The 20,343-nt window shown below is 64.4% G+C and carries 26 protein-coding genes; 15 read left to right on the top strand and 11 right to left on the bottom strand.

Annotation, left to right across the window (positions count from 1 at the left end; genetic code table 11):
- Positions 1–14: 14 nt before the first annotated feature.
- Positions 15–182 (bottom strand): hypothetical protein, encoded by a 168-nt coding sequence (locus tag A6B35_RS36200; RefSeq protein WP_006201567.1) that lies wholly within the window; start codon positions 180–182, stop codon positions 15–17.
- Positions 183–315: 133 nt separating this feature from the next.
- On the opposite strand from A6B35_RS36200, the gene A6B35_RS36195 reads away from it, so the two are divergent.
- The 6 genes from A6B35_RS36195 (at position 316) to A6B35_RS13760 (ending at position 4,237) form a co-directional block, all read left to right on the top strand.
- Positions 316–483: a hypothetical protein gene (locus tag A6B35_RS36195; protein ID WP_006201568.1), complete on the top strand. Its 168-nt coding sequence runs from the start codon at positions 316–318 to the stop codon at positions 481–483.
- Positions 484–582: 99 nt separating this feature from the next.
- Positions 583–2,661: an ATP-dependent helicase gene (locus tag A6B35_RS13780; protein WP_006201569.1), complete on the top strand. Its 2,079-nt coding sequence runs from the start codon at positions 583–585 to the stop codon at positions 2,659–2,661.
- An 80-nt stretch (positions 2,662–2,741) separates the two neighbouring features.
- A complete protein-coding gene (locus A6B35_RS13775; protein WP_006201570.1) occupies positions 2,742–3,059 on the top strand; it encodes a hypothetical protein in 318 nt (105 codons plus the stop codon).
- 144 nt (positions 3,060–3,203) lie between these two features.
- Positions 3,204–3,506 carry a hypothetical protein gene (locus A6B35_RS13770; RefSeq protein WP_006201571.1) on the top strand — a complete coding sequence of 101 codons (303 nt, stop codon included), beginning with the start codon at positions 3,204–3,206 and terminating at the stop codon, positions 3,504–3,506.
- 85 nt (positions 3,507–3,591) lie between these two features.
- Entirely contained in the window at positions 3,592–3,777 is a 186-nt protein-coding gene (locus A6B35_RS13765; RefSeq protein WP_040582535.1) for a hypothetical protein, read from the top strand.
- Between the two features lie 157 nt (positions 3,778–3,934).
- Positions 3,935–4,237, top strand: a complete 303-nt coding sequence (locus A6B35_RS13760; protein ID WP_006201573.1) for a DUF982 domain-containing protein — start codon at positions 3,935–3,937, stop codon at positions 4,235–4,237.
- A gap of 88 nt (positions 4,238–4,325) precedes the next feature.
- Here A6B35_RS13760 and A6B35_RS13755 read toward each other — a convergent pair whose 3' ends face one another.
- The 3 genes from A6B35_RS13755 to A6B35_RS13745 all read right to left on the bottom strand — a co-directional run bounded on the left by A6B35_RS13755 (position 4,326) and on the right by A6B35_RS13745 (position 6,688).
- Complete coding sequence (locus tag A6B35_RS13755; RefSeq protein WP_006201574.1) at positions 4,326–5,114, bottom strand: GGDEF domain-containing protein; 789 nt, start codon at positions 5,112–5,114, stop codon at positions 4,326–4,328.
- A 240-nt stretch (positions 5,115–5,354) separates the two neighbouring features.
- Positions 5,355–5,948 (bottom strand): hypothetical protein, encoded by a 594-nt coding sequence (locus tag A6B35_RS13750; protein ID WP_006201575.1) that lies wholly within the window; start codon positions 5,946–5,948, stop codon positions 5,355–5,357.
- Positions 5,949–6,175: 227 nt separating this feature from the next.
- A complete protein-coding gene (locus A6B35_RS13745) occupies positions 6,176–6,688 on the bottom strand; it encodes a DinB family protein (RefSeq protein WP_006201576.1) in 513 nt (170 codons plus the stop codon).
- A 116-nt stretch (positions 6,689–6,804) separates the two neighbouring features.
- Between A6B35_RS13745 and A6B35_RS13740 the strand changes: the two genes are divergently transcribed.
- The gene (locus A6B35_RS13740; RefSeq protein WP_006201577.1) at positions 6,805–7,494 is read left to right on the top strand and encodes a glutathione S-transferase family protein; all 690 of its coding nucleotides are present in this window, start codon (positions 6,805–6,807) and stop codon (positions 7,492–7,494) included.
- Positions 7,495–7,627: 133 nt separating this feature from the next.
- Complete coding sequence (gene bluB, locus A6B35_RS13735) at positions 7,628–8,263, top strand: 5,6-dimethylbenzimidazole synthase (RefSeq protein WP_006201578.1); 636 nt, start codon at positions 7,628–7,630, stop codon at positions 8,261–8,263.
- 6 nt (positions 8,264–8,269) lie between these two features.
- On the opposite strand, the gene A6B35_RS13730 is transcribed toward bluB, so the two are convergent.
- Positions 8,270–8,470 carry a hypothetical protein gene (locus A6B35_RS13730; protein ID WP_006201579.1) on the bottom strand — a complete coding sequence of 67 codons (201 nt, stop codon included), beginning with the start codon at positions 8,468–8,470 and terminating at the stop codon, positions 8,270–8,272.
- Positions 8,471–8,651: 181 nt separating this feature from the next.
- Between A6B35_RS13730 and ndk the strand changes: the two genes are divergently transcribed.
- Together ndk and A6B35_RS13720 are read left to right on the top strand one after the other, a co-directional pair.
- Complete coding sequence (gene ndk, locus A6B35_RS13725; protein WP_006201580.1) at positions 8,652–9,074, top strand: nucleoside-diphosphate kinase; 423 nt, start codon at positions 8,652–8,654, stop codon at positions 9,072–9,074.
- A gap of 137 nt (positions 9,075–9,211) precedes the next feature.
- Positions 9,212–9,748: a class I SAM-dependent methyltransferase gene (locus A6B35_RS13720; protein ID WP_006201581.1), complete on the top strand. Its 537-nt coding sequence runs from the start codon at positions 9,212–9,214 to the stop codon at positions 9,746–9,748.
- 120 nt (positions 9,749–9,868) lie between these two features.
- Here the strand turns inward: A6B35_RS13720 and A6B35_RS13715 are convergent, their stop codons facing one another.
- The 6 genes from A6B35_RS13715 to A6B35_RS13690 form a co-directional block, all read right to left on the bottom strand.
- Complete coding sequence (locus tag A6B35_RS13715) at positions 9,869–10,633, bottom strand: YbaY family lipoprotein (protein WP_006201582.1); 765 nt, start codon at positions 10,631–10,633, stop codon at positions 9,869–9,871.
- Between the two features lie 79 nt (positions 10,634–10,712).
- Positions 10,713–11,192 carry a molybdenum cofactor biosynthesis protein MoaE gene (locus A6B35_RS13710; RefSeq protein WP_006201583.1) on the bottom strand — a complete coding sequence of 160 codons (480 nt, stop codon included), beginning with the start codon at positions 11,190–11,192 and terminating at the stop codon, positions 10,713–10,715.
- Positions 11,193–11,196: 4 nt separating this feature from the next.
- The gene (gene moaD, locus A6B35_RS13705) at positions 11,197–11,454 is read right to left on the bottom strand and encodes a molybdopterin converting factor subunit 1 (protein WP_006201584.1); all 258 of its coding nucleotides are present in this window, start codon (positions 11,452–11,454) and stop codon (positions 11,197–11,199) included.
- Between the two features lies 1 nt (position 11,455).
- Positions 11,456–12,052, bottom strand: coding sequence for a CDP-diacylglycerol--glycerol-3-phosphate 3-phosphatidyltransferase (gene pgsA / locus A6B35_RS13700; RefSeq protein WP_006201585.1), 597 nt, complete (start codon positions 12,050–12,052; stop codon positions 11,456–11,458).
- 140 nt (positions 12,053–12,192) lie between these two features.
- On the bottom strand, positions 12,193–14,265 hold the full coding sequence (gene uvrC / locus A6B35_RS13695; protein ID WP_006201586.1) for an excinuclease ABC subunit UvrC: 2,073 nt from the start codon (positions 14,263–14,265) through the stop codon (positions 12,193–12,195).
- Positions 14,262–15,026, bottom strand: a complete 765-nt coding sequence (locus tag A6B35_RS13690; protein WP_006201587.1) for an SDR family oxidoreductase — start codon at positions 15,024–15,026, stop codon at positions 14,262–14,264. The genes uvrC and A6B35_RS13690 overlap by 4 nt, the downstream gene beginning before the upstream one ends.
- A 412-nt stretch (positions 15,027–15,438) precedes the next feature.
- Here A6B35_RS13690 and A6B35_RS13685 point away from each other — a divergent pair, with 412 nt between their 5' ends.
- From A6B35_RS13685 to A6B35_RS13665, 5 genes are all read left to right on the top strand, one after another.
- On the top strand, positions 15,439–16,098 hold the full coding sequence (locus A6B35_RS13685) for an outer membrane protein (RefSeq protein WP_006201588.1): 660 nt from the start codon (positions 15,439–15,441) through the stop codon (positions 16,096–16,098).
- A gap of 433 nt (positions 16,099–16,531) precedes the next feature.
- Complete coding sequence (locus A6B35_RS13680; RefSeq protein ID WP_006201589.1) at positions 16,532–17,461, top strand: sugar ABC transporter substrate-binding protein; 930 nt, start codon at positions 16,532–16,534, stop codon at positions 17,459–17,461.
- A 54-nt stretch (positions 17,462–17,515) separates the two neighbouring features.
- The gene (locus A6B35_RS13675; protein WP_244425911.1) at positions 17,516–18,580 is read left to right on the top strand and encodes an ABC transporter permease; all 1,065 of its coding nucleotides are present in this window, start codon (positions 17,516–17,518) and stop codon (positions 18,578–18,580) included.
- A gap of 2 nt (positions 18,581–18,582) precedes the next feature.
- A complete protein-coding gene (locus A6B35_RS13670; RefSeq protein ID WP_006201591.1) occupies positions 18,583–19,377 on the top strand; it encodes an ATP-binding cassette domain-containing protein in 795 nt (264 codons plus the stop codon).
- The gene (locus A6B35_RS13665; protein WP_006201592.1) at positions 19,374–20,333 is read left to right on the top strand and encodes a cyclase family protein; all 960 of its coding nucleotides are present in this window, start codon (positions 19,374–19,376) and stop codon (positions 20,331–20,333) included. Before A6B35_RS13670 ends, A6B35_RS13665 begins: the two co-directional genes overlap by 4 nt.
- Positions 20,334–20,343 lie beyond the last annotated feature (10 nt).

Genomic DNA, 20,343 nt, shown 5'->3' with positions numbered 1-20,343 from the left:
GAGAGGCATCATCGCTATGGCGCCGGTGGCGTGCCAGCCTGATCACCGCCAGTCGCCGACTTGGGTACCGCATTCTTGTCGACCTGCGGATTCTGGTCGACTGGCGCTTTGGTCGGCGGGATGTTGTTGTCGCAGGCGGCGAGCGCAAGCCCCAAGGCCAGCAGCATCGGAAGCTTCTTCATGACAACCTCCTCTCGTTCGCCCCTTTCAGGGCAAACGACGCGGTGCCGGTTTGGTTGCACGGCAAGCCGAGCCGCAGGGAGGGCGGAACAAAATGCTCTCTCTCCGGTTGGTCCGCCGAAGGAGGATTTGATCATGATCCGTCTGCTGATTGTTGGCCTGTTCGCCTATGCGACCTATCGCTTCACCAGGAAGGTCATCGACGAGGTGCCGGATGATTTCGATCCGTTGCCGATGCCGGGCGACGAGCGCCGTGCGCTGCGGCGCCAGTCGGCGGCGATGGGCGTGGAGCCGAGGCGGTAGATTGCGAAGTCGACGGCGGCCCAGCCAATCTCCCCATCGAGGGAAGAGATCGGCAGCTTAATCCGTTGCGAACAAAGCGGAAACAATGCTTGATGGGCGATGAACTTCGCTGCCCGTGATTCGACCTTCCAGCCTGCCTATCTCGCCAAGCTGAACGACCAGCAGCGCCAGGCGGTCGAGCATGGCGACGGCATGGTTGCCGCGCCGCTGCTGGTGATCGCGGGCGCCGGGTCCGGCAAGACCAACACGCTCGCCCACCGCGTCGCGCATCTGATCGTCAAAGGCGCCGACCCGCGCCGCATCCTGCTTATGACGTTTTCGCGCCGCGCCGCCGCGGAGATGGCGAAGCGCGTCGAGCGCATCGCCGGCGAGGTGCTTGGGCGCGACGCCTCGGTCATCACGGACGCGCTGACCTGGGCCGGCACCTTCCATGGCATAGGTGCGCGGCTGTTGCGCGACTATGCGATGGAGATCGGCCTCGATCCGGCCTTCACCATCCATGACCGCGAGGACTCCGCCGACCTGATGAACCTCGCCCGCCACGAGCTTGGGTTCTCGAAGACGGAAAGCCGCTTTCCGACCAAGGGCACGTGCCTGGCGATCTATTCGCGCGCCGTCAATGCGCAGGCGCCGCTCGGTGAGGTGCTGGGTTCGGCGTTTCCCTGGTGCGCCGGCTGGGCAGAACAGCTGAAGGCGCTGTTTTCCGCGTATGTCGAGGCCAAGCAGGCGCAGAACGTGCTCGATTACGACGACCTGCTGCTCTACTGGGCGCAGATGGCGGCCGAGCCGGAGATCGCGGCGCATCTCAGCGGCCGCTTCGACCATGTGCTGGTCGACGAATATCAGGACACCAACCGGCTGCAGGCCTCGATCCTGACAGCGCTGAAGCCCGACGGCTCCGGGCTGACGGTGGTTGGCGACGACGCGCAGTCGATCTATTCCTTCCGCGCCGCCGAAGTGCGCAACATCCTCGATTTCCCAAAACAGTTCGCTCAGGCAGCCGCGATCGTCACGCTGGAGCGCAACTATCGCTCGACCGAGACCATTCTGGCCGCGGCCAATGCGGTCATCTCCGAGGCCTCCGAGCGCTTCACCAAGAACCTGTGGACCGAGCGCAGATCCTCGCAGAAGCCGAAACTGGTCAGCGTGCGCGACGAGGCCGAGCAGGCCAACTATGTCTGCCAGGCGATCCTGGCCGAGCGCGAGGCCGGCACGGTGCTGAAATCGCAGGCTGTGCTGTTTCGCGCCTCGCATCACAGCGGGCCGCTGGAGATCGAACTGACGCGCCGCAACATCCCCTTCGTCAAGTTCGGCGGGCTGAAATTCCTCGACGCCGCCCATGTCAAGGACATGCTGGCGATGCTGCGCTTTGCCGAAAACCCACGCGACCGCGTCGCCGGTTTTCGCGTGCTGCAGCTTCTGCCCGGCATCGGTCCCTCGGCCGCCTCGCAGATCGTCGAGGCGATGGCGACGTCGCTCAACGAGGCGATGGGGCTCGCCCGCTGCCGGCCGCCGCAGCGCGCGGCGGAAGACTGGCCGGCCTTCATCGCGCTCTATTCCGGCTTGCGGACTGGCGCGAAATGGCCTGCCGATCTCGAACAGGTCCGGCTCTGGTATGAGCCGCATTTGGAGCGCATCCATGAGGACGCGACGACGCGGCGGGCCGACCTTCTGCAGCTCGAGCAGATCGCATCCGGATACGCCTCGCGCGAGCGCTTCCTCACCGAGCTGACGCTCGATCCGCCGGATGCGACCAGCGACCAGGCCGGGCTGCCGCATCGCGACGAGGATTATCTCATGCTGTCGACCATTCATTCGGCCAAGGGCCAGGAGTGGAAGAATGTTGTCGTGCTCAATTCCGTCGACGGCTGCATTCCGGCCGATCTCGGTGTCGGCACCAAGGAGGACATCGAGGAGGAGCGCCGGCTGCTCTATGTGGCGATGACACGAGCCAAGGACAGCCTGCATCTGGTCATGCCGCAGCGCTTCTTCGTCCATGGCCAGGCGGCGCGCGGCGACCGTCACGTCTATGCCTCGCGCACGCGCTTCATCCCGGCCTCGATCCTTTCCGCCTTCGAACAGACGGCGTGGGCGAGCGTCCAGGCCAAGGACGATCCGCGCCGCCAGCCGCAGGTGCGCGTCGACCTTGGCGCGCGCATGCGCGGCATGTGGAAATAGGCGCCCTCGGACACCGACTGTCCTTTGCCGGCAACCAAAGACCGCGCCTTGCGTTATCCGCGTTCAGGCGGAGCGCGACAATGGAACCCGTAGTGGCGGCGGCAATGATCCTGCTTTCATGCAGTCCGGACATGGTTTTCTGTCACCCGGCTCAGACACAGCCTGTCGTCTATCCGGACATCGCCGCGTGCACCGCCGCCCTGCCCCGCAGGCTGCAAGGCACCGGCATGGTCGGCCAATGCCGGCCGGTCGACGGAACGATACCGATGCCCGGGGCGAGCGCCGACGCAAGTCTCTCCGGACAGAAACTGGCGACCGTGCGCGTCACGCGAGGAACCGGGCCTAGTGCCGTTTCCACCGACTATCTGGTCCTTCGCGCGCCCGACGAGACGGACTGATCCGACACCAGCGTCGCGACAAGCAGCCCCCTCGACAAATGCCCTTTCTTGACATGCGTCCGGGACTTTAGCGGTTGATTGCGATGGAACCATCGGCCGCCGGATGGATTTCGGTTAGCAAAGCCTAATGCAAAGGAGGCCGATATGAGAAAGCTGATCCTCGCAACCATGCTCGCCATGGCAACGCTGGCGCCGACGGCGGTTCCGGTGCAGGCGGCAAGCGTGACGATCACCACCGATGACGGCTGGGGCCGTGATCGTGACAGTTACCAATGGCGCCGCCATCATCACCGCCAGTTCGCCATGCGCGACAACGACGACAGGCGCTACTGGCGCCATCACCGCCACCACCGCGACTGCGGCGTGAGAGTGCACAAGCGTTGGCATCACAACCGCCTGGTCATCAAGAGAGTCTGGAGCTGTGGCTTGCACAGAGGCTGGGACTGAGACCGGTTGGCACCGCTCGCGCCGTGACTTCGGCGCGTAGCGGATGCCTGAGAGCTGCATTGGCATCCGCCAAAGGGAGGCAGGGATGCGTTTCGTACCATCCGCCATGAGTTGGCGGCAGAGATTGGGGCAACTCGCCGGGAGGCTGTTCGTCAATGTCGTTGCCGCCCTTATCGCCGGCATTGCTATCCTGTTCCTGGTGCTGTCGGCGCATTTTGAGGGGCCGCCACTCGCTCCGGGCCACATGACGACGACCGCTTCCGTTCCATAGGTCTTTCGGACTTAGCGCAACGCCTCGACCAGCGCCCTACTGCCCCGAAAAAAGCCCCTCACCATGGAACCTCAGGTCACCCTCCGCGTTCTCTGGCGTTCGACCCAACCGGAAGAGCGGCGACCGCCGCCTTTTTCGCCCAACCCGAGAGGCCAGAATGCACGACAGGATGTTCTTCACCCCGGTCGCCGTCACCGTCGGCGCCGGTCACAAGCGCATGATCGCGTCGCTCTTCGACATGCACGAATTCCTGACCGAATTCCCGCCGTCGCGGCGCCGCCTGAGCTATGGCGCGGCGGTGAAGGCCTGCGAAGCGGCACGTGCCGGCGATATCTCCACCGAGGCGGCGCGCGATGCGCTGATCACCTTTGCGGTGACCGCCGGTGTCCTCTGGCCTGCAGCCCAGCCCGCCGTCTCGGTCAAGCCGGTCGCGCGTGGTTTTGGCGGCTACGCCGCGTGATCGTGAATGGTGGAATAGCTGATGGCACTGGATAAACGCGCAGGCGGATAGCTGCTCAGCACTTACTATTTTTGCTATTTCACTGGTTTCAGTGGACGGTCGCGGCGTCGCCGACCGCTGGGCCGCGCAGCCCGGTCGTTTCGAAGCTGACCTGGTCGCGGCCGTTCGACTTGGCCTTGTAGAGGTGCTCGTCGGCCACCCGGAACATGTCGGCATAGGTGGTCGGGCCGCTGAAGGCGATGCCGCCTATACTTACCGAAAGTGGGCAAGGCCGACCGCCCGGGGCGAATTCCACCTCGCGGATCCGCCGCCTTATGCCCTCGGCGACCAGCCAGGACTGCGAGGAGTCGGCGCCGGGAAGAAAGACCGCGAATTCCTCGCCACCAATGCGGCCGACGATGTCGGCCCCGCGCAACTGGTCCTGGATCGTCTTGGCGATCAGCTTCAGCGCCTGGTCGCCGCAATCGTGGCCGAGACGATCGTTGATGGTCTTGAAATGATCGGCGTCGACGATCAGGAACGCGCCGGCATTGACGACCGCCTGGCTGCGGGCCTGGTCGAGATAGGCTTCGACGAGCATCGAAAACGCGCCGCGGTTGAACACCGCCGTCAGGCTGTCGGTGGCCGCGACGATGCTCAATTCCTTCTGGGCGATGGCCAGCTGGCGCATCTTGTACATCAGGAAGAAGAAAAACGAACCAGCCAGCACCAGCGGGAGGAACAGGTCGGTCAATTGCGCGTGCCACAGCGCTTCGGGCGACAGATGGGGGAAATTGAAGGAATCGACGAAGAACGCAGCGCCAATGCAGATCGCCGTGCCGACCACCGTCACCACTATGACCCTGCCCCAGCTTGTCGGGGACAAATCGATGCGCATGCCATTGCTCCCGCTACGTCAGATCATCCTGAAGCGGGAAGGCAAATGAAATCCTAAGATCGGCGTTGCAATCCGAACATGGTTAAACTTTTCCCCGCAAAGACACTAATGTTCGACAAACTAATATTTATTGGCCGGACCAGCGCAAAAAAGGCCCGCCATCCGAGTGGCGGGCCTTCCGCCACTTAAGTGGCGGGCCTTCAGACTGCCGGACGTTGTCGTCAACGCGTGGCAGGCGCGCTACCGGCGCGAGATCAGCAGGCACAGCTGCCGCAGCTCGCGGTCATAGGTGCCTTCGCTGCTGAGCACGTCGACGCAGCGCTTCTTCAAGCGCGTCAGCTGGCTGGTCGACATCTGGGCGACGACGCCGGGCAGAGCCAGCGTGCCGGGATTTGCCGCAGTGCCGGGGACGCCGGGAATGCCAGGTGTTCCAACCCCGGTGCCGACACCGACATTGGCGCTCGTGCCGCCGAGCGTCGTTCCCAGCGCTCCATTGACCCCATTGCTGGTGCCCAGGGACGCATTGGTCCCTACGCCGTTGGTCCCGCCCAGGGACGCCGCAACCCCGGCACCGCCGCCACCAAGGGTGGCATTGGCATTGGCGGCACCCGAGCCGCCGATCGAAACGTTGGCGCTGGTGCTGCTGCCGCCGAAGGAAGCATCCGCGTTGGCCCCATTGGCGCCGCCCACATTGCCGTTGGCTGAATTGCCGCCGACGGAAACGCCGCCAAGGCCACCAAGGCCAACCTCGGCCGCATTTGCAGGAGCGGCGAGAATAACGATAATCGCTCCACTCGCAAAAGTTCCAGCGATTTTCCGAACGATACTATGCATGACACTCTCCTTTGTTGCCATCCAGTTCCTGCATCGCAATTTCCTGGGAACAAATCCGCTATATTGCTCATGCAGCAAGGGCTACGCTTGGAGATGCACTTCAGTTTCACCGCTCTTTCTGTTTCATTGAATCCTGGTTTTTGAATATTTCATTAATGCGCTAAAACAAATCATGCTTTATTCTAAAACTTAGAAGTTCCTAATATGCTACATGCCCGATCCCGAAATCAGGCATAGGCGCGGCCTTCCTCGCTGCGCTGGAACAGCATCAGGTCGAGCGGCACCGAGGGTCGGCCGAGTACGGTCAGGATCATATGCGCCTGGCCGCGATGGTGGGTCTGATGGTTGAAGAAGTGGCTCAGCGCCGGCGCCAACCGCTGCGAGACGGTGCGCATGTCGGTAAGCGTCATGTAGGAGAAGCGGCCGGCGAGCGCCTTGTCGCTCATGCCGCCGACCCAGTCGATGATCCTCTTGTCTTCCGCTTCGCGTGCCAGGCTGAGGACAGACAAGGCGCGGTGGATGATCGTGTCGATCCTCGAAGGTGCGTCGCCCTCGCCGGTGAAGCGCTTCATCCAGACACGGTCGGCGGCCAGCAGATGGTTGAGCGTGCCCGCCATCGAGCCGAAAAAGGCGCCGACATCCCTTTCGAATTCTTCGTCCACGAGATCGGCGGCGGCCTCGTAGATGCGTCCATTGGCCCATTGATTGTAGGCCGCAAACATCATGAAATGCTGTTTCATCTCTTTCACCGGCTCGCTTCGAATCCCGGCTCTACCTAGAGCAAAGGATGTTGTGATGGAAACGGAATGGCTCCATCAGTCATGCTTTTGCTCCAACCAGAGGAACGGCTCCGCCAATGACCATTGTGCTCTATGAACTTGTCGGGCGCGACACTGCCCGCCCGTTCAGCCCGCATTGCTGGAAGATCGCGATGGCGCTCGCCCACAAGGGGCTCACCAGTTCCAGCGTGCCGACGCGCTTCCTCGAAGTGCCTGCCGTCGAGGGCGGTATTTCGAAGCTCGTTCCGGTGATCCGCGATGGCGAGAAGGTGATCGCTGATTCCTTCGCCATCGCGCTCTATCTCGACGAGACCTATCCGGAGCGGCCGAGCTTGTTTTCCGGCGACGGCGGCAAGGCGATGGCGCGCTTCATCGAACGCTGGTCGCAGTTGACCATCCATCCCTACATCAACACCGTGGCGGTCATGGACCTGCACGCCATGCAGGACGAGCCGAATGCCGCATATTTCCGCCAGAACCGCGAGCAGCGCTTCGGCAAGCGGCTGGAAGAGGTGGTGGCTGGCCGCGACGCCGGACTAAACGCATTCCGCGCCTCGCTGGAGCCATTGCGCTCGATGCTCGGCTACCAGCCTTTCATTGGCGGCGCCTCGCCGCTTTTTGCCGACTACATCGTCTTCGGCGCGCTGCAATGGGCACGCATCGCCTCGCCCTACCGGCTGCTGGAGCAAAGCGACATCGTGGCGCAATGGTTCGAACGCTGCCTCGATCTCAATGGCGGCCTCGGCCGCACGGTGGCGGCGGCGTAACCGCCCACCGCTTCCGAAATGCGACAAGGCGGGCGCGCCTGCGTCGCTTTGCACGCCTCATCGCTGCCTTGATCGAGGCCAAGAAGCAGCGGCCGGTGAATCCGGGCGACCTCAACGAAGGCAATATAGCGGCATGACCTCAAGTCCGGATTTCTCCGACGACTTTCGCACCGGGCTGGAAACGCTGCTGCGCTGGCGCCGTGACGTCAGGCGCTTCAAGCCGACGCCGCTGGCCGAAGGCACGCTGGAGCGGCTGCTCGAGCTTGCCAGCGTTGCGCCGTCTGTCGGGCTCAGCCAGCCCTGGCGCTTCGTCGTGGTCGAAAGTCCGGAGCGGCGCAACGCCGTGAAACGCTGCTTCGAGCGCTGCAACGCCGAGGCGCTGGCATGCTTTTCGGGCGAGCGCGCGGCGCTCTACGCGCGCCTCAAGCTCGCCGGGCTTGCCGAGGCGCCCTGCCAGTTCGCGGTCTTCGCCGACCGCACAACGGGGCAAGGCCACGGTCTGGGCCGCCTGACCATGCCGGCGACGATTGACTATTCGGCGGTGATGGCGGTGCACACGCTGTGGCTGGCGGCGCGCGCGGAAAGCATCGGCGTCGGCTGGGTCTCGATCCTCGATCCGGCCGAGATGACCGAGATCCTCGACACGCCGCCCGAATGGACGCTGATCGGCTATTTCTGCGTCGGCTATCCGAGCGAGGAGCACGACGTGCCGACGCTGCAGCGCGAGGGCTGGGAGCAGCGGCGGCCGCCGGTGGTGATCAGGCGATAGCCCCGGCTAACTCGCTTCATTCTCTTGGACCAGCCTGACGCAGATTGGATCGCCCACCTCGATGCGCGCGCATTGCCATTCCGGGCCAAGGCCGAAATCCTGCTTCAGCTGGGGCAGGAACAGCAGGACCAGGGTGATGACGGTGAAAAGAACGGCCACGAAGAGGATGCCGGTGAAGTCGCCGCGTTTGACGTAAGGCCAGTGCATCGCCTTCGGCTCCGCTGCCGCGATGCTCCCCGACCCGGCGCCCGGGCCCCGCGTGCAGCCGTCTAATTATCCCGCAAACATCCGGCCTTGGCCAGAAGCCGCCTCCCCTTGGCAAGGACCGAAGCGGCTTGTATAGAGCCCGCCACTCCAATTCCCATTCTCAAAAAGCAAGGACGACCCAATGGCGATCGAACGCACCTTTTCCATGATCAAGCCCGACGCGACGCGGCGCAATCTCACCGGTGCCATCACCCAGATGCTTGAGGATGCCGGCCTTCGCGTCATCGCTTCGCGCCGCGTGTGGATGAGCCGCCGCGAGGCGGAAGGCTTTTATGCCGTGCACAAGGAGCGTCCGTTCTTCGGCGAGCTGGTGGAGTTCATGTCCTCGGCGCCGACCATCGTCCAGGTGCTGGAAGGCGAAAACGCCATTGCCAAGAACCGCGAAGTGATGGGCGCCACCAACCCGGCCAACGCCGCCGAAGGCACCATCCGCAAGGTGCACGCGCTGTCGATCGGCGAGAATTCCGTGCACGGCTCGGACGCGCCGGAGACCGCCGCGCAGGAGATCAAGTACTGGTTCTCGGATACCGAGATCGTCGGCTGAGCTGGCATCGCCAGATCTGATCCAAAGGCCGGCGCTTCGCCGGCCTTTTCTTTGGAGCGGCGGGGCCCGTCCGGCACTCCCGCGGGGGATTTGCCTGCGCTAAGGTCGGTTCAGGGCATACTGGAGCCGACCCGATCATGACCACCGCCATTCCCGGTTTCTTTCAGGGCACCGAGATGCCGTCGAGTGCCTGGTGGGAGGCGCTTTGGCCCGATCCCGCCGACGTGCTCGCGGCAACCGGGCTGGAGCCCGGCATGGAGGTGATCGACCTCTGCTGCGGCGACGGCTGGTTCACGCTGCCAATCGCCAGGGTCGCCCGCCGCGTCATCGCCATCGACATCGACGCCGACCAGTTGGGGGCGGCCCAGCGACGGCTGACCGATGCCGGTGTGACGAATTGCGACTTCGTCGCCGGCGATGCCTACGAACTCGCCAGCCTGGCACCTCGGCCGGTCGACTTCGTCTTCATGGCCAACGCCTTCCAGTGCCGGACCGGCCGCGGCTGGCGCACGCCGTGCGCGAGGCACTCGCCCCTGCCGGACGCTTTGCCATCGTCAACTGGCACCAGCAGCCGCGCGAAAAGACGACGGTGCTGGGCGAGCCGCGTGGCCCGAGAACCGAGCTCAGACTGTCGCCCGACCAGACCATCGCTGATGCCGCTGCGGGGGGCCTGAAACTCGCCGGTTTGGTCGAGGTGGCGCCCTATCACTATGGTGCAATGTTCGAGCAAGCGAGCACCTGACGCTGCTTACGCAAGTGGTGCCTTGAGCCCCTCAGCGCCGTTTAAAGGAACCTCAGCTCGCGGCGTTGAAGCGCAGGATGTCCTTGCCGTCCTTGTCGGTGATGGTGAGCTTGCCGGCATCGACATGGTAGGACGCCGCCCTGGCCAGCGCCTCGAACAGCGCCTTTTCCTCGGCCATGACATCAGGCGCGCAGGCCTTGAAGGTCGAGCCGATCTCGCTGATGGCGATCGTCGAACCGTCGACCTTCGCGGTGGCGAAATAGACGTTGCAGGGGCCGCTGCCGCCGGCCTTGCCGGCTTCGCTCACCCGGAACGTCGCCTGCGGCTCCGCAATCACGCCGATGCCGTCGATGTATTCGACCAGCCAGCTCTGGCCGAGCAGAGCGCCGGCCGCCTTGTCGTCCGGCGCCACCATCTTCAGCATGATCGTCTGCGGCGCATCGCTCAGCGGGTCGACCTGATGGCGCGTATCGGAGATGAACATCAGCCTGTCGTCGACGGTGATGCGCGCCTGCAGCGCATAGGTCATGTTCGGGCGGATCACCTGGGGATCGAAACTGATCTCGAACCTGATCGGCACCTGGCCGGCCGGCGCCACCTTGCGCTCGCCGATGATCGCCGCCGGCGCGTCGGCCAGCGACACGTCGGCAAGCTGGACGGAGAGCACGGCATTGGGCGGCAATGCGATGCGCTCGCGATACATCACCTCGCCCTTCAGGGTCTTATCGGCGGCGTTGGACATTTCCGGCACCGCCAGCATGCCGACGACCAGCGGCACAAAACCAAAGATGAAGAATTCGGCGATCCTGTCGAGCATGACCTTCTCCCTTGCCCAGGCTGACCGATGGCAGCAAATTGGCCAAAGGATTGCGGTCAATGAATGGCTGCGGGAGAGTTTATTTGGACGGCGCCTTCCAGCGGCCGGCGGCCTTGTCGTCGATCTCCTTGGCGTCGACCCAGCCGCCCGCGGAACCGTCGGCATGGTGCTCCTTCTTCCAGAACGGCGCCCGCGACTTCAGGTAGTCCATCAAAAAGTTCGCCGCCTCGAATGCCGCCTGGCGATGCGCGGAAGCCGTCACCACGAGAACGATGTTCCCGCCCGGCCGGACCTTGCCGTGGCGGTGGATGACGGTGAGGCCGTGCAGCGGCCAGCGTTCGATCGCCTCGCTGGCGATACGGGCGATCTCGGCCTCGGCCATGCCGGGATAATGTTCGAGTTCGAGGGCCGACAGCCGGCCCTGCTCGTCGCGGCAGAGACCGGAGAATGTCACCACGGCGCCGATGTCGGCTCGGCCTTCGCTCAGCCTGGCGATCTCGGCGGCAACGTCGAAATCTTCGCGCTGGATGCGCACGACAGGCACTACAGCGCCGGACATGGTTTCAGCCCCCGGTCATCGGCGGGAACAGAGCAATCTCCCGCGCGCCGGCGATCTTCTCGCGGTGCTCGACATGTTCCTGATTGATGGCGACGCGGATCACGTCGGGATACTGCAGCGCGTGCTCATATTCCTCGCCGCGCGACTTCAGCCAGCGCAGCAGGTCGGCTACCGTCTCGATGCCGGCGGGCAGTTCGACATCCTCTTCCGGCTTGCCGATCCGTTCGCGCACCCAGGCGAAGTAGATGAGCTTGGTTGCCACGTCACTCGTCCATGATGTGCTTCAAGCCGGCACGGAAATAGTCATAGCCGGTGTAGAGCGTGACCAGAGCGGCGATCCACAGCAGCACCAGGCCGGTCTGCGTGGTCAGCGGGAAGATCTTGTCGCCGGCCGGGCCGGCTAGCAGGAAGGCGATGGCGACCATCTGGATGGTGGTCTTCCATTTGGCGAGTTGCGTGACCGGCACCGAGACCTTGAGGGCCGCCAGATATTCGCGCAGGCCGGAGACCAGGATCTCGCGGCACAGGATGATGATCGCAGCCCATAGCGACCAGCCGGCGATGCCGGCATGGCGGTCGGTGTCGGCGGCCAAGAGCAGCAGGCAGGTGGCGACCAGCAATTTGTCGGCGATCGGGTCGAGCATCTTGCCGATGTTGGAGGTCTGTTTCCAGGCGCGTGCAAAATAGCCGTCGAAGTAATCGGTGATCGAAGCGAGCAGGAAAATGGCCAGAGCCAACCAGCGGGCGAAGTCGCTCGACTTCAGATGGCCCTCAAGGAAAAAGCACAGCACGACCAGCGGCACCGCGAGGATGCGGGCGTAGGTGAGCATGTTGGGCAGGTTGAACGCGCGCTGGGCCATATTTTTGGGACTCTTTCTGCCTGCGTACTCAAATCAGAAGCGAATGTGGGGGGTCAACAGAACAATTTCGATTGGCCAGCCGAAAAGACCCGGGGCGTATCGAAATTCAGCTCAGGCCGGCTGAATAGCGATACACCTCGTCAACTCTCATGGAAATGATTGTAGACCAGCCTGGCCACCTGCTCGGAAATGCCGTCGACCTTGACCAGATCCTCGACCGCCGCGCGGCTGACCGCCTTTGCGGTGCCGAAATGGAGCAGCAGTGCGCGCTTGCGGCCGGGGCCGATGCCGCTGATCTCGTCGAGCGGGTTCTTGACCATCTCCTTCTTGCGCCGCGCGCGGTGCGAGCCGATGGCAAAGCGATGCACCTCGTCGCGCAGCCGCTGGACGAAATAGAGCACGGGATCGCGCACCGGCAGCGAAAACGAGTCCCTGCCCCTGACGAAGAAACGCTCGCGGCCGGCGTCGCGGTCCTGGCCCTTGGCGATGCCGATGGCCACGACGCGGTCCTCGATGCCGAGATCGGACAGGATCTTGCGCACCGCACTCATCTGGCCCTGGCCGCCGTCGATCAGGATGACGTCGGGCCAGGCCGGGAAGCCACCATTGCCCTCGATGTCGTCTTCCGTCTCGCCCTCGGCCTCACCGCCTTGCGGCGCATCGCCATGCTCCTTCAGCAGCCGCGAAAAGCGCCGCTCCATCACCTCGCGCATCATGCCGAAATCGTCGCCCGGTGTGATCTCGGTCGAGCGGATGTTGAACTTCCGGTACTGGTTCTTGACGAACCCTTCCGGCCCGGCGACGACCATGGCGCCGACGGCGTTGGTGCCCATGATGTGCGAATTGTCGTAGACCTCGATGCGCACCGGCGGCCTTGCCATGCCGAAGGTCTCGGCGAAGCCGGTGAGCAGGCGCGCCTGCGTCGAGGTTTCGGCCAGCCGGCGGCCAAGCGCCTCGCGCGCATTCTGCAGCGCATTGTCGGTCAGGTCCTTCTTCTCACCGCGCTGCGGCACCGAGATCGACACCTTGCGGCGGGCGCGGGTGGAGAGCGCCTCGGCCAGAAGCTCCTGCTCCTCGACGCCATGCGACAGAAGAACGGCGCGCGGCGTCGGCTTATCGTCGTAGAACTGCGCCAGGAACGAGCCGAGCACTTCCGATCCCTCCAGCGCCGGATCGGCTTTGGGGAAATAGGCGCGGTTGCCCCAGTTCTGGCCGGTGCGGAAGAAGAACACCTGGATGCAGACCTGGCCGCCTTCCTGGTGGATGGCGAAGACATCCGCCTCTTCCACCGTCTGCGGGTTGATGCCCTGGTGGCTCTGCACATGCGACAGCGCTGCCAGCCGGTCGCGATAGATGGCGGCGCGCTCGAAATCGAGGTCTTGCGAGGCCTGCTGCATGGCGCCGGAAATTTCCGTCTTCACCTTCTGGCTGCGGCCGGACAGGAAATCCTTCGCCTCGGCGACCAGCTCGGCATAGTCCTGGTGCGATATCTCGCCGGTGCACGGGCCGGCGCAGCGCTTGATCTGGTAAAGCAGGCAAGGCCGTGTACGGTTCTCGTAGAAGGAGTTGGTGCAGCTTCTGAGCAGAAAGGCGCGCTGCAGCGAATTGATGGTGCGCCCGACGGCGCCGGCCGAGGCGAAGGGGCCGAAATAGTCGCCTTTGCGCGAGCGCGCGCCGCGATGCTTGTAGATGCCGGGCGAGACGTGGTCGCCAGTGACCAAAATATAGGGGAACGACTTGTCGTCCCGCATCAGCACATTGAAGCGCGGCCGCAAGCGCTTGATCAGATTGGCTTCGAGCAGCAGCGCCTCGATCTCGGTGCGGGTGACCACGAATTCCATCGTCGACGTCTCGCGCACCATGCGGCCGATGCGGCTGGTGTGGAACCGCCCTTGCGCATAGTTGGTCACCCGCTTCTTCAGGCTGCGCGCCTTGCCGACATAGAGCACGTCGCCGGCCGCATTCATCATGCGGTAGACGCCGGGCGCGTTGGGCAGCCGCTTGACCAAGGTCTGGATGACTTCGGCGCCGACCATGCCGTCGGCATCGCCGGCATGCGACGTCCAGTCTATTGCCGTGAATGCGACGTCGGGTGCGGCCGAAGTGGTTTCCGGCTCGGCGATCTCCTCGGCCGACTCGTCCTCGAGGTCGATCTCGGGCGGCAGATCGTCGGCGGCGCCGCGCTGCTTGTGTTTGTGGTCTGCGGGACTCATTCCACCATGCCTGTCACATCGGGCGTCTGCCATGCAAGATGCTGGCCGCCATCCAGCGCGATCATCTGGCCGGTGATCGAGCGCGCCGCCCAGAGATAGCGGATGGTGGCGCCGAATTCGGGCAATTCAGGGCCGCGTTTCAGGATCAGCCCGTCGACCTGCGCGGCAAAATCGCTGTCTTCCTGGCGCGCGTTCTTCAGCGTCGGTCCGGGGCCGATGGCGTTGACGCGGATGCGTGGTCCCAGCGCCTGCGCCAGCATCTCGGTCTGCCTCCACAGCGTCGACTTCGACAGCGCATAGGAGAAGTAGCGCGGCGTCGGCCGCCAGACGCGCTGGTCGATGATGTTGACGATCAGCCCCTCCTCGCCCTGCGGCAACGCGCGGGCGAAGTTCTGCGCCAGAAGCGCGGGGGCTTTCACATGAATGGCGAAGTGGCGGTCCCATACGGCCCAGTCGAAATCCTCGATGCTGTCGTCGACGAACAGGGAGGCGTTGTTGACCAAAAGCGTGACCGGGCCGAGCGCTGCCTCGGCGCGTCCCACGAGGTCGCCGACCGCGCCCATGTCGGTGAGATCGGCGCCGACCACGGCGGCGCGACCGCCCTCATCCCGGATCCGCGCGGCAAGCGCCTCTGCTGCGGCCAGCGAACCGTTGGCGTGGATGGCGACGGCAAAACCGTGCCTGGCCAGATCCTCGACGATCGCCTTGCCGATCCGTTTTCCCCCGCCTGTCACCAGCGCCGTTCCGGCGGCTTCGCTCATCCTGTCAATCCTCAATCGCGGCCTCGATTCCGGCCGCCGGCAAATTATGACGCGCCTAGGGGTTAAATGCCGTTTCCACCTGGGGCAGGATTGTGGCAAAGCCGCCCGATCGGCATTTCGGCTCCGGCCGAGACTCGGCCAACTGGACCGCAATATAGGGCGCTGGACTCCTTGCACCAAGCCGAGTGCAGTGCAGCATGGCAAGCGTCCTGACATCTCGCTGTTGCGAAGATGCAACGTCAAGGTTCAGCCTCATTCGCGCCGGGGAATGACCCAAGTTCAGGTTCGCTTCAGCCGCATTTTGACACGACATTTGGAACATACGAACGCCAGATCCGTTTCACCCCCCGGACGGATCGATGGCGATCGTGAAAAACAAGCCTGTGTCCTGTGGCTTAAGGAGTAAAGAACAATGCAAGCCAATCTCAAATTCGCACGGCCGCTGGCTGTCGCACTCGGGCTCTTCGCCCTCAGTGGAACCGCCTACGCGGCGGACGTGGTCTCGGAAGAGCCGCCTGCACCGGCAGCTCCAATTGCCGAACTTCCGGTCGCTTCCTGGGCCGGCCCCTATGCTGGTATCAGCGCCGGCTATGGCTTTAGTGGCCATGCCGATGCCCGTGACGCCGGCGTCGACGTGAAGACCAAGGGCTTCGTCGGCGGCGTCTTCGGCGGCTATCAGTGGCAGCAGGAGAACTTCGTGTACGGCGCTGAAGCCGATCTCGGCTACAACGGCGTCAAGGGCGACAGCGACGGCATCGACGCCAAGGGCGGCTTCGAAGGCTCGCTGCGTGCCCGCCTCGGCTATTCCGTGACCCCGGAAATCCTGCTCTACGGCACCGGCGGTCTCGCCGGCAAGAACCAGAAGATCACGGATAGCGTCACCGGCACCGACGACAGCAATGCGATGTTCGGCTGGACCGCCGGCGTCGGCACCGACATCAAGATCACCGACAACGTGTTCGGCCGTGTCGAGTACCGCTACACCGACTACGGCGACAAGGACTTCGGCTCTCTTGGCAACGTCAAGGTCAAGGACAACCGCGTCACCTTCGGCGTCGGTATGAAGTTCTAAGTCGTTCAAGCCACGACACGAAAAAGCCGGGCCTCGCGCCCGGCTTTTTTTGTGCCTGGCGATGCGTTCTTCCCTTCTCCCCTTGTGGGAGAAGGTGCCCGAGCGAAGCTCGGACGGATGAGGGGTGTTGGACGGATCGCTGCGCTGAAGGCATAAGCACCTCGAATCATTTAACTTTCTGAAGTCTCGTTTCTTCCAGCACCCCTCACCCCTCATCCGTCTCGGCGCTGGCGCGCCGATCCACCTTCTCCCACAAGGGGAGAAGGGAAGCCCCCAATTTGCCGTTGCGTCACTCTGCGGCTTATGCCTATAGTTAGTACGTGGCTCGCACGAACAAACATTCCTAATCTGTGGCGACCGCACTCAAGGCCCCGTGGGGCTCCGTGCGGTCGAGATGCGAGCCGGAACACTCGGTCAAACAGGGGATAGGAACGTGAACCGCTTTCAGAAACTTTCGGCCGCGGCGCTGGTCGCGGCATGTCTCGCGCCGGCTGCCCATGCCGATGACAAGCTGACGATCGGCATCGTCACCTTCTCGACCTCCGACGTCGACACCAACCAGATGGTCGACACCATGACCAAGGAGGCCCAGTCCAAGGGCTGGACGGTGGAAACGCTCAATGCCAATGGCGATCCCTCGCAGGCGATCACCAGCATCAAGCAGCTGGCGACCAAGAAGGTGAACGCCATCATCGTCACCGTCTTCGATTCGACCGGCCTTGCCGCCGGTCTGCAGGCGGCGGCGGATGCGAAGATCCCGGTGCTTTCGGCCGGCGGCGGCATGGCCGACGGCATTGCGCTTTCGGCCAGCACGGGTGCCGCACCGCCGCTGATCGAGCTGATGCTGAAGGATGTCGGCGACACCGGCACCTTGCTCGACCTCACCTATCACCCCGGCATACCGTGCCGCGAGCGCGCCGATGCCTTCGATGCGGCGGTGAAGGCCAAGCCGGGACTCAAGGCGACCTCGCACGAGATCAGCATCCCGGGTGCTGCCGAATCCTCGCAGGCCGCAACCAGCGCATGGCTCGCCGCTAACGCCAATGCCAAGGGGCCGTTCGCGATCTTCAATTGCTATGACGACAACGCCATGGGCGCCATCGCGGCGCTGAAACAGAACGGCCGCAGCGACGTGAAGGTCTATTCGTTCAACGCCACCGCGCCCGCCGTGCAGGCGGTCAAGGACGGCACGATGACCGCGACGCTCGGCGTCGACCTGACCTCCGCCGGCAAGATGCTGGTCGACCAGATCCCCGACATCCTGGCGGCCGGCGACAAGTGGCAGCCGAAATCCTTCGTGCCCGGCTACACGCTGGTCACCAAGGACAATGTCGACCAGTTCATGAAGGACAATCCGCAGTAAACGCTGCAGATTGACGGTCCGGCCGGGCAAGCCAAGCCGGACCCGAATTCCATCATGAACAGAGCTGTCATGTCCGCTGACCATTCCCTGCCCGATACCTCCGCTCCGGCGGAGGGCGCATCGCCGGTCACGCAGGTCGGGTATCTCCCTCCCGGCACGCGCGACCGGCGGGCGCTTCTGATGCGCCTGCTCGGCACCTACGGCACCATCATCGTGCTCGGCTCGATGCTGTTGATCTTTTCGGTGCTGCAGCCGGGCACCTTTGCGACCATCGGCAATTTCCGCAACATCATCAACGACATGGCGATCGGCACCATTGTCGCGGCCGGCCTCACTGTGCCGCTGGTGGCCGGCGATTTCGACCTCAGCATCGGCTATGTCGCGAGCTTCTGCGGACTGCTCGTGGTCGGGCTCTTGAGCTATAGCGGCCTGTCGATCCCGCTCGCCATCGTGCTTGTCGTCGGCCTCGGCACGCTGATCGGCATCGTCAACGGCATCGTCGTCTCCAAGATCGGCGTGAACGCCTTCATCGCCACGCTAGGCACCGGCACCATCGTCGTCGGCCTGAACTACGCCTATTCCGGTGGCATCCCGCTGCAGCTCACGCAGAGCCGGGAATTCACCGGCATCGCCATCGGCCGCATTGCCGGGGTGCCGCATCTGGTCATCATTATGGCCGTGGTGCTGGCGCTGCTGTGGGTGATCCTCAACCGCACAGTGCAGGGCCAGCACATCAAGGCGATCGGGGTGAGCCCGGAATCGGCGCGTCGCGCCGGCGTCGCCGTCGACCGCAGCCGTATCGTCGCCTTCGCCATTGCCAGCACCTGCGCCGCGATCGGCGGCGTGCTGATGGCCTCCAATCTCGGCTCCGGACAGGTGACGGCGGGCGACAGCTTCATGCTGACCTCGTTCTCGGCCGCCTTTCTCGGCTCGGCGGCACTCAGGGAAGGCCAGTTCCACATCCTGGGCACGCTGATCGGCGTGCTGACGGTCGCGGTCGGCAACAATGGGCTCGCCATGATCGGTGCGCCGATCTTCACCCAATTCCTGTTCACCGGCTCGCTGCTGGTCGTCGCGGTGGCGCTCGGCGGCATCGGCCGCCGCTACGGACGGGGGTAGCCATGGGCCAGGCTTCGCTGCTTTCGCTCCGCCACATCTGCCGCAGCTTCGGCGGCATCCAGGCGCTCGACAATGTCTCGCTCGACATCGCCAGGGGCGACATCATCGGCCTGGTCGGCGACAATGGTGCCGGCAAGTCGACGCTGATCAAGATCCTTGCCGGTGCGCATGATCCGACCTCCGGCGAGGTGATCCTCGAAGGGCGGCCGCAGAAACTGTCGCCGCCGGCCGAGGCGCAACGCCTCGGCATCGAGACAGTCTATCAGGACCTTTCGCTGATCGGCACCTTCACCGCGGCCGAGAACTTCTTCCTTGGGCGCGAGCTGGCACTTGGCCGCGGTCCGGCGCTGCTGCGCTGGATCCGCCGGAAGTCGATGGGCGACACAGCGATACGCGGCCTCGAGCAGCTCAACATCGACATCCCCGGCGTGCGCAGCAAGCCGGTCGACCGCATGTCAGGCGGCCAGCGCCAGCTGGTGGCGATCGCGCGCGGCGCCTTCTGGGGCCACAAATTGCTCCTGCTCGACGAGCCGACCGCCGCACTTGGCGTGCGCGAATCGCGCGAGGTGCTCGACTTGATCAGGCGGCTCGGCGCCCAGGGGCTGACCATCGTCATGGTCACGCACAATCTCGATCACCTCTGGCAGGTGTGCAACCGGGTGGTGGTGATGCGCCGCGGCCGCAAGGTTGCCGACCTCGCCAGCGCCGCCACCAATATGGAGGACGTGGTCGCCTACATCACCGGCGCCAGGGAGGCGATGACGCCTCGAGCGGCAATCGCGGAGACTGGCGCATGAGCGCGACCGACACGATGACGCTGCGCCGGCTGCTCGCCGACGCGCCCAACCGCTGGGGATACTGGGGCGCCGAGGACGAGATCGGCGCGCTCAACTATCTCACTGCCGACGAGGTCAAGCGCGGCCTGGCGAGCGTGCGCCACGGCCGCACCTTCACGCTCGGCGTGCCAATCGCCACCCATGATGGCGATGCGGTGTTTCCCGGCCGCTGGCCGGCCAAGCATTTCATGGTCGCCGACAAGGCCGGCTTCGAGAACGGCCACTGGCATCCCCTGCCCGGCGGCCTCGAATTCGCCGACGACTACGTCAACGGTTTCACCCAGGCCGGCACGCATTGCGATGCGCTCGGCCACATGTGGTTCGACGACACGCTGTGGAACGGCTTTCCGGCATCGAGCACCAATGGCGGCATGACCAGGGCCGGCATCATGCCGATCGCCGAGCGTGGTATCGTCGGCCGCGGCGTGCTCATCGACATTGCCCGCTTCCGCGGCAAGCCGGCGCTCGAACGCGCCGAGACCTTCACGCATCTGGACCTGATGGAGTGCGCGCGGGCGCAAGGTGTCGAGATCCTGCCGCGCAGCATCCTGCTTGTCCGCACCGGCTGGGTCGGTGCGCTGGCGGCGGGCAGTCAGACGGTCGGTGAAAACTATTGGGAGCCCGGCCTGACCTTCAGCCTCGACCTGGTGCGCTGGTTCGACGAGATGCAGATCCCCAGCCTGGTCACCGACACGCTGGCCAACGAGACGACCTACGAACCCGAGACCGGCCTGATGCTGGTGCTGCACGCGGCGCTGATGCGCAATCTCGGCGTCGTCTTCACCGAGATGGCGTCACTCGATGCGCTGGCGGCCGACTGTGCCGCCGACCGCCGCTACGAAGGTTTTTACTGCGCAGGCCCCGCCAAGGTCAGCAAGGGCACCGGCGGCTCGGCAAATCCAGTGTTCATCAAATAGACGGAAATGG

It is taken from the genome of Mesorhizobium amorphae CCNWGS0123 (genome assembly GCF_001686985.1).
In the GTDB taxonomy this organism is placed as follows: domain Bacteria; phylum Pseudomonadota; class Alphaproteobacteria; order Rhizobiales; family Rhizobiaceae; genus Mesorhizobium; species Mesorhizobium amorphae.
This window is presented reverse-complemented; position numbering and strand designations above follow the sequence as displayed.

Coding starts and splice junctions, on each gene's coding strand:
- A6B35_RS13765 (WP_040582535.1), top strand. CDS start 3,592: ATGCGTTTCGTACCATCCGCCATGAGTTGGCGGCAGAGATTGGGGCAA.
- A6B35_RS13710 (WP_006201583.1), bottom strand. CDS start 11,192: ATGTCCGGCGCTGTAGTGCCTGTCGTGCGCATCCAGCGCGAAGATTTC.
- ndk (WP_006201580.1), top strand. CDS start 8,652: ATGGCGATCGAACGCACCTTTTCCATGATCAAGCCCGACGCGACGCGG.
- A6B35_RS36195 (WP_006201568.1), top strand. CDS start 316: ATGATCCGTCTGCTGATTGTTGGCCTGTTCGCCTATGCGACCTATCGC.
- A6B35_RS13780 (WP_006201569.1), top strand. CDS start 583: ATGAACTTCGCTGCCCGTGATTCGACCTTCCAGCCTGCCTATCTCGCC.
- pgsA (WP_006201585.1), bottom strand. CDS start 12,052: ATGGCCCAGCGCGCGTTCAACCTGCCCAACATGCTCACCTACGCCCGC.
- A6B35_RS13665 (WP_006201592.1), top strand. CDS start 19,374: ATGAGCGCGACCGACACGATGACGCTGCGCCGGCTGCTCGCCGACGCG.
- bluB (WP_006201578.1), top strand. CDS start 7,628: ATGACCTCAAGTCCGGATTTCTCCGACGACTTTCGCACCGGGCTGGAA.
- A6B35_RS13750 (WP_006201575.1), bottom strand. CDS start 5,948: ATGCATAGTATCGTTCGGAAAATCGCTGGAACTTTTGCGAGTGGAGCG.
- A6B35_RS13690 (WP_006201587.1), bottom strand. CDS start 15,026: ATGAGCGAAGCCGCCGGAACGGCGCTGGTGACAGGCGGGGGAAAACGG.
- A6B35_RS13770 (WP_006201571.1), top strand. CDS start 3,204: ATGAGAAAGCTGATCCTCGCAACCATGCTCGCCATGGCAACGCTGGCG.
- A6B35_RS36200 (WP_006201567.1), bottom strand. CDS start 182: ATGAAGAAGCTTCCGATGCTGCTGGCCTTGGGGCTTGCGCTCGCCGCC.
- A6B35_RS13775 (WP_006201570.1), top strand. CDS start 2,742: ATGGAACCCGTAGTGGCGGCGGCAATGATCCTGCTTTCATGCAGTCCG.
- A6B35_RS13730 (WP_006201579.1), bottom strand. CDS start 8,470: ATGCACTGGCCTTACGTCAAACGCGGCGACTTCACCGGCATCCTCTTC.
- A6B35_RS13670 (WP_006201591.1), top strand. CDS start 18,583: ATGGGCCAGGCTTCGCTGCTTTCGCTCCGCCACATCTGCCGCAGCTTC.
- A6B35_RS13760 (WP_006201573.1), top strand. CDS start 3,935: ATGCACGACAGGATGTTCTTCACCCCGGTCGCCGTCACCGTCGGCGCC.
- A6B35_RS13755 (WP_006201574.1), bottom strand. CDS start 5,114: ATGCGCATCGATTTGTCCCCGACAAGCTGGGGCAGGGTCATAGTGGTG.
- A6B35_RS13715 (WP_006201582.1), bottom strand. CDS start 10,633: ATGCTCGACAGGATCGCCGAATTCTTCATCTTTGGTTTTGTGCCGCTG.
- A6B35_RS13745 (WP_006201576.1), bottom strand. CDS start 6,688: ATGAAACAGCATTTCATGATGTTTGCGGCCTACAATCAATGGGCCAAT.
- A6B35_RS13740 (WP_006201577.1), top strand. CDS start 6,805: ATGACCATTGTGCTCTATGAACTTGTCGGGCGCGACACTGCCCGCCCG.
- A6B35_RS13675 (WP_244425911.1), top strand. CDS start 17,516: ATGAACAGAGCTGTCATGTCCGCTGACCATTCCCTGCCCGATACCTCC.
- A6B35_RS13685 (WP_006201588.1), top strand. CDS start 15,439: ATGCAAGCCAATCTCAAATTCGCACGGCCGCTGGCTGTCGCACTCGGG.
- A6B35_RS13720 (WP_006201581.1), top strand. CDS start 9,212: ATGACCACCGCCATTCCCGGTTTCTTTCAGGGCACCGAGATGCCGTCG.
- uvrC (WP_006201586.1), bottom strand. CDS start 14,265: ATGAGTCCCGCAGACCACAAACACAAGCAGCGCGGCGCCGCCGACGAT.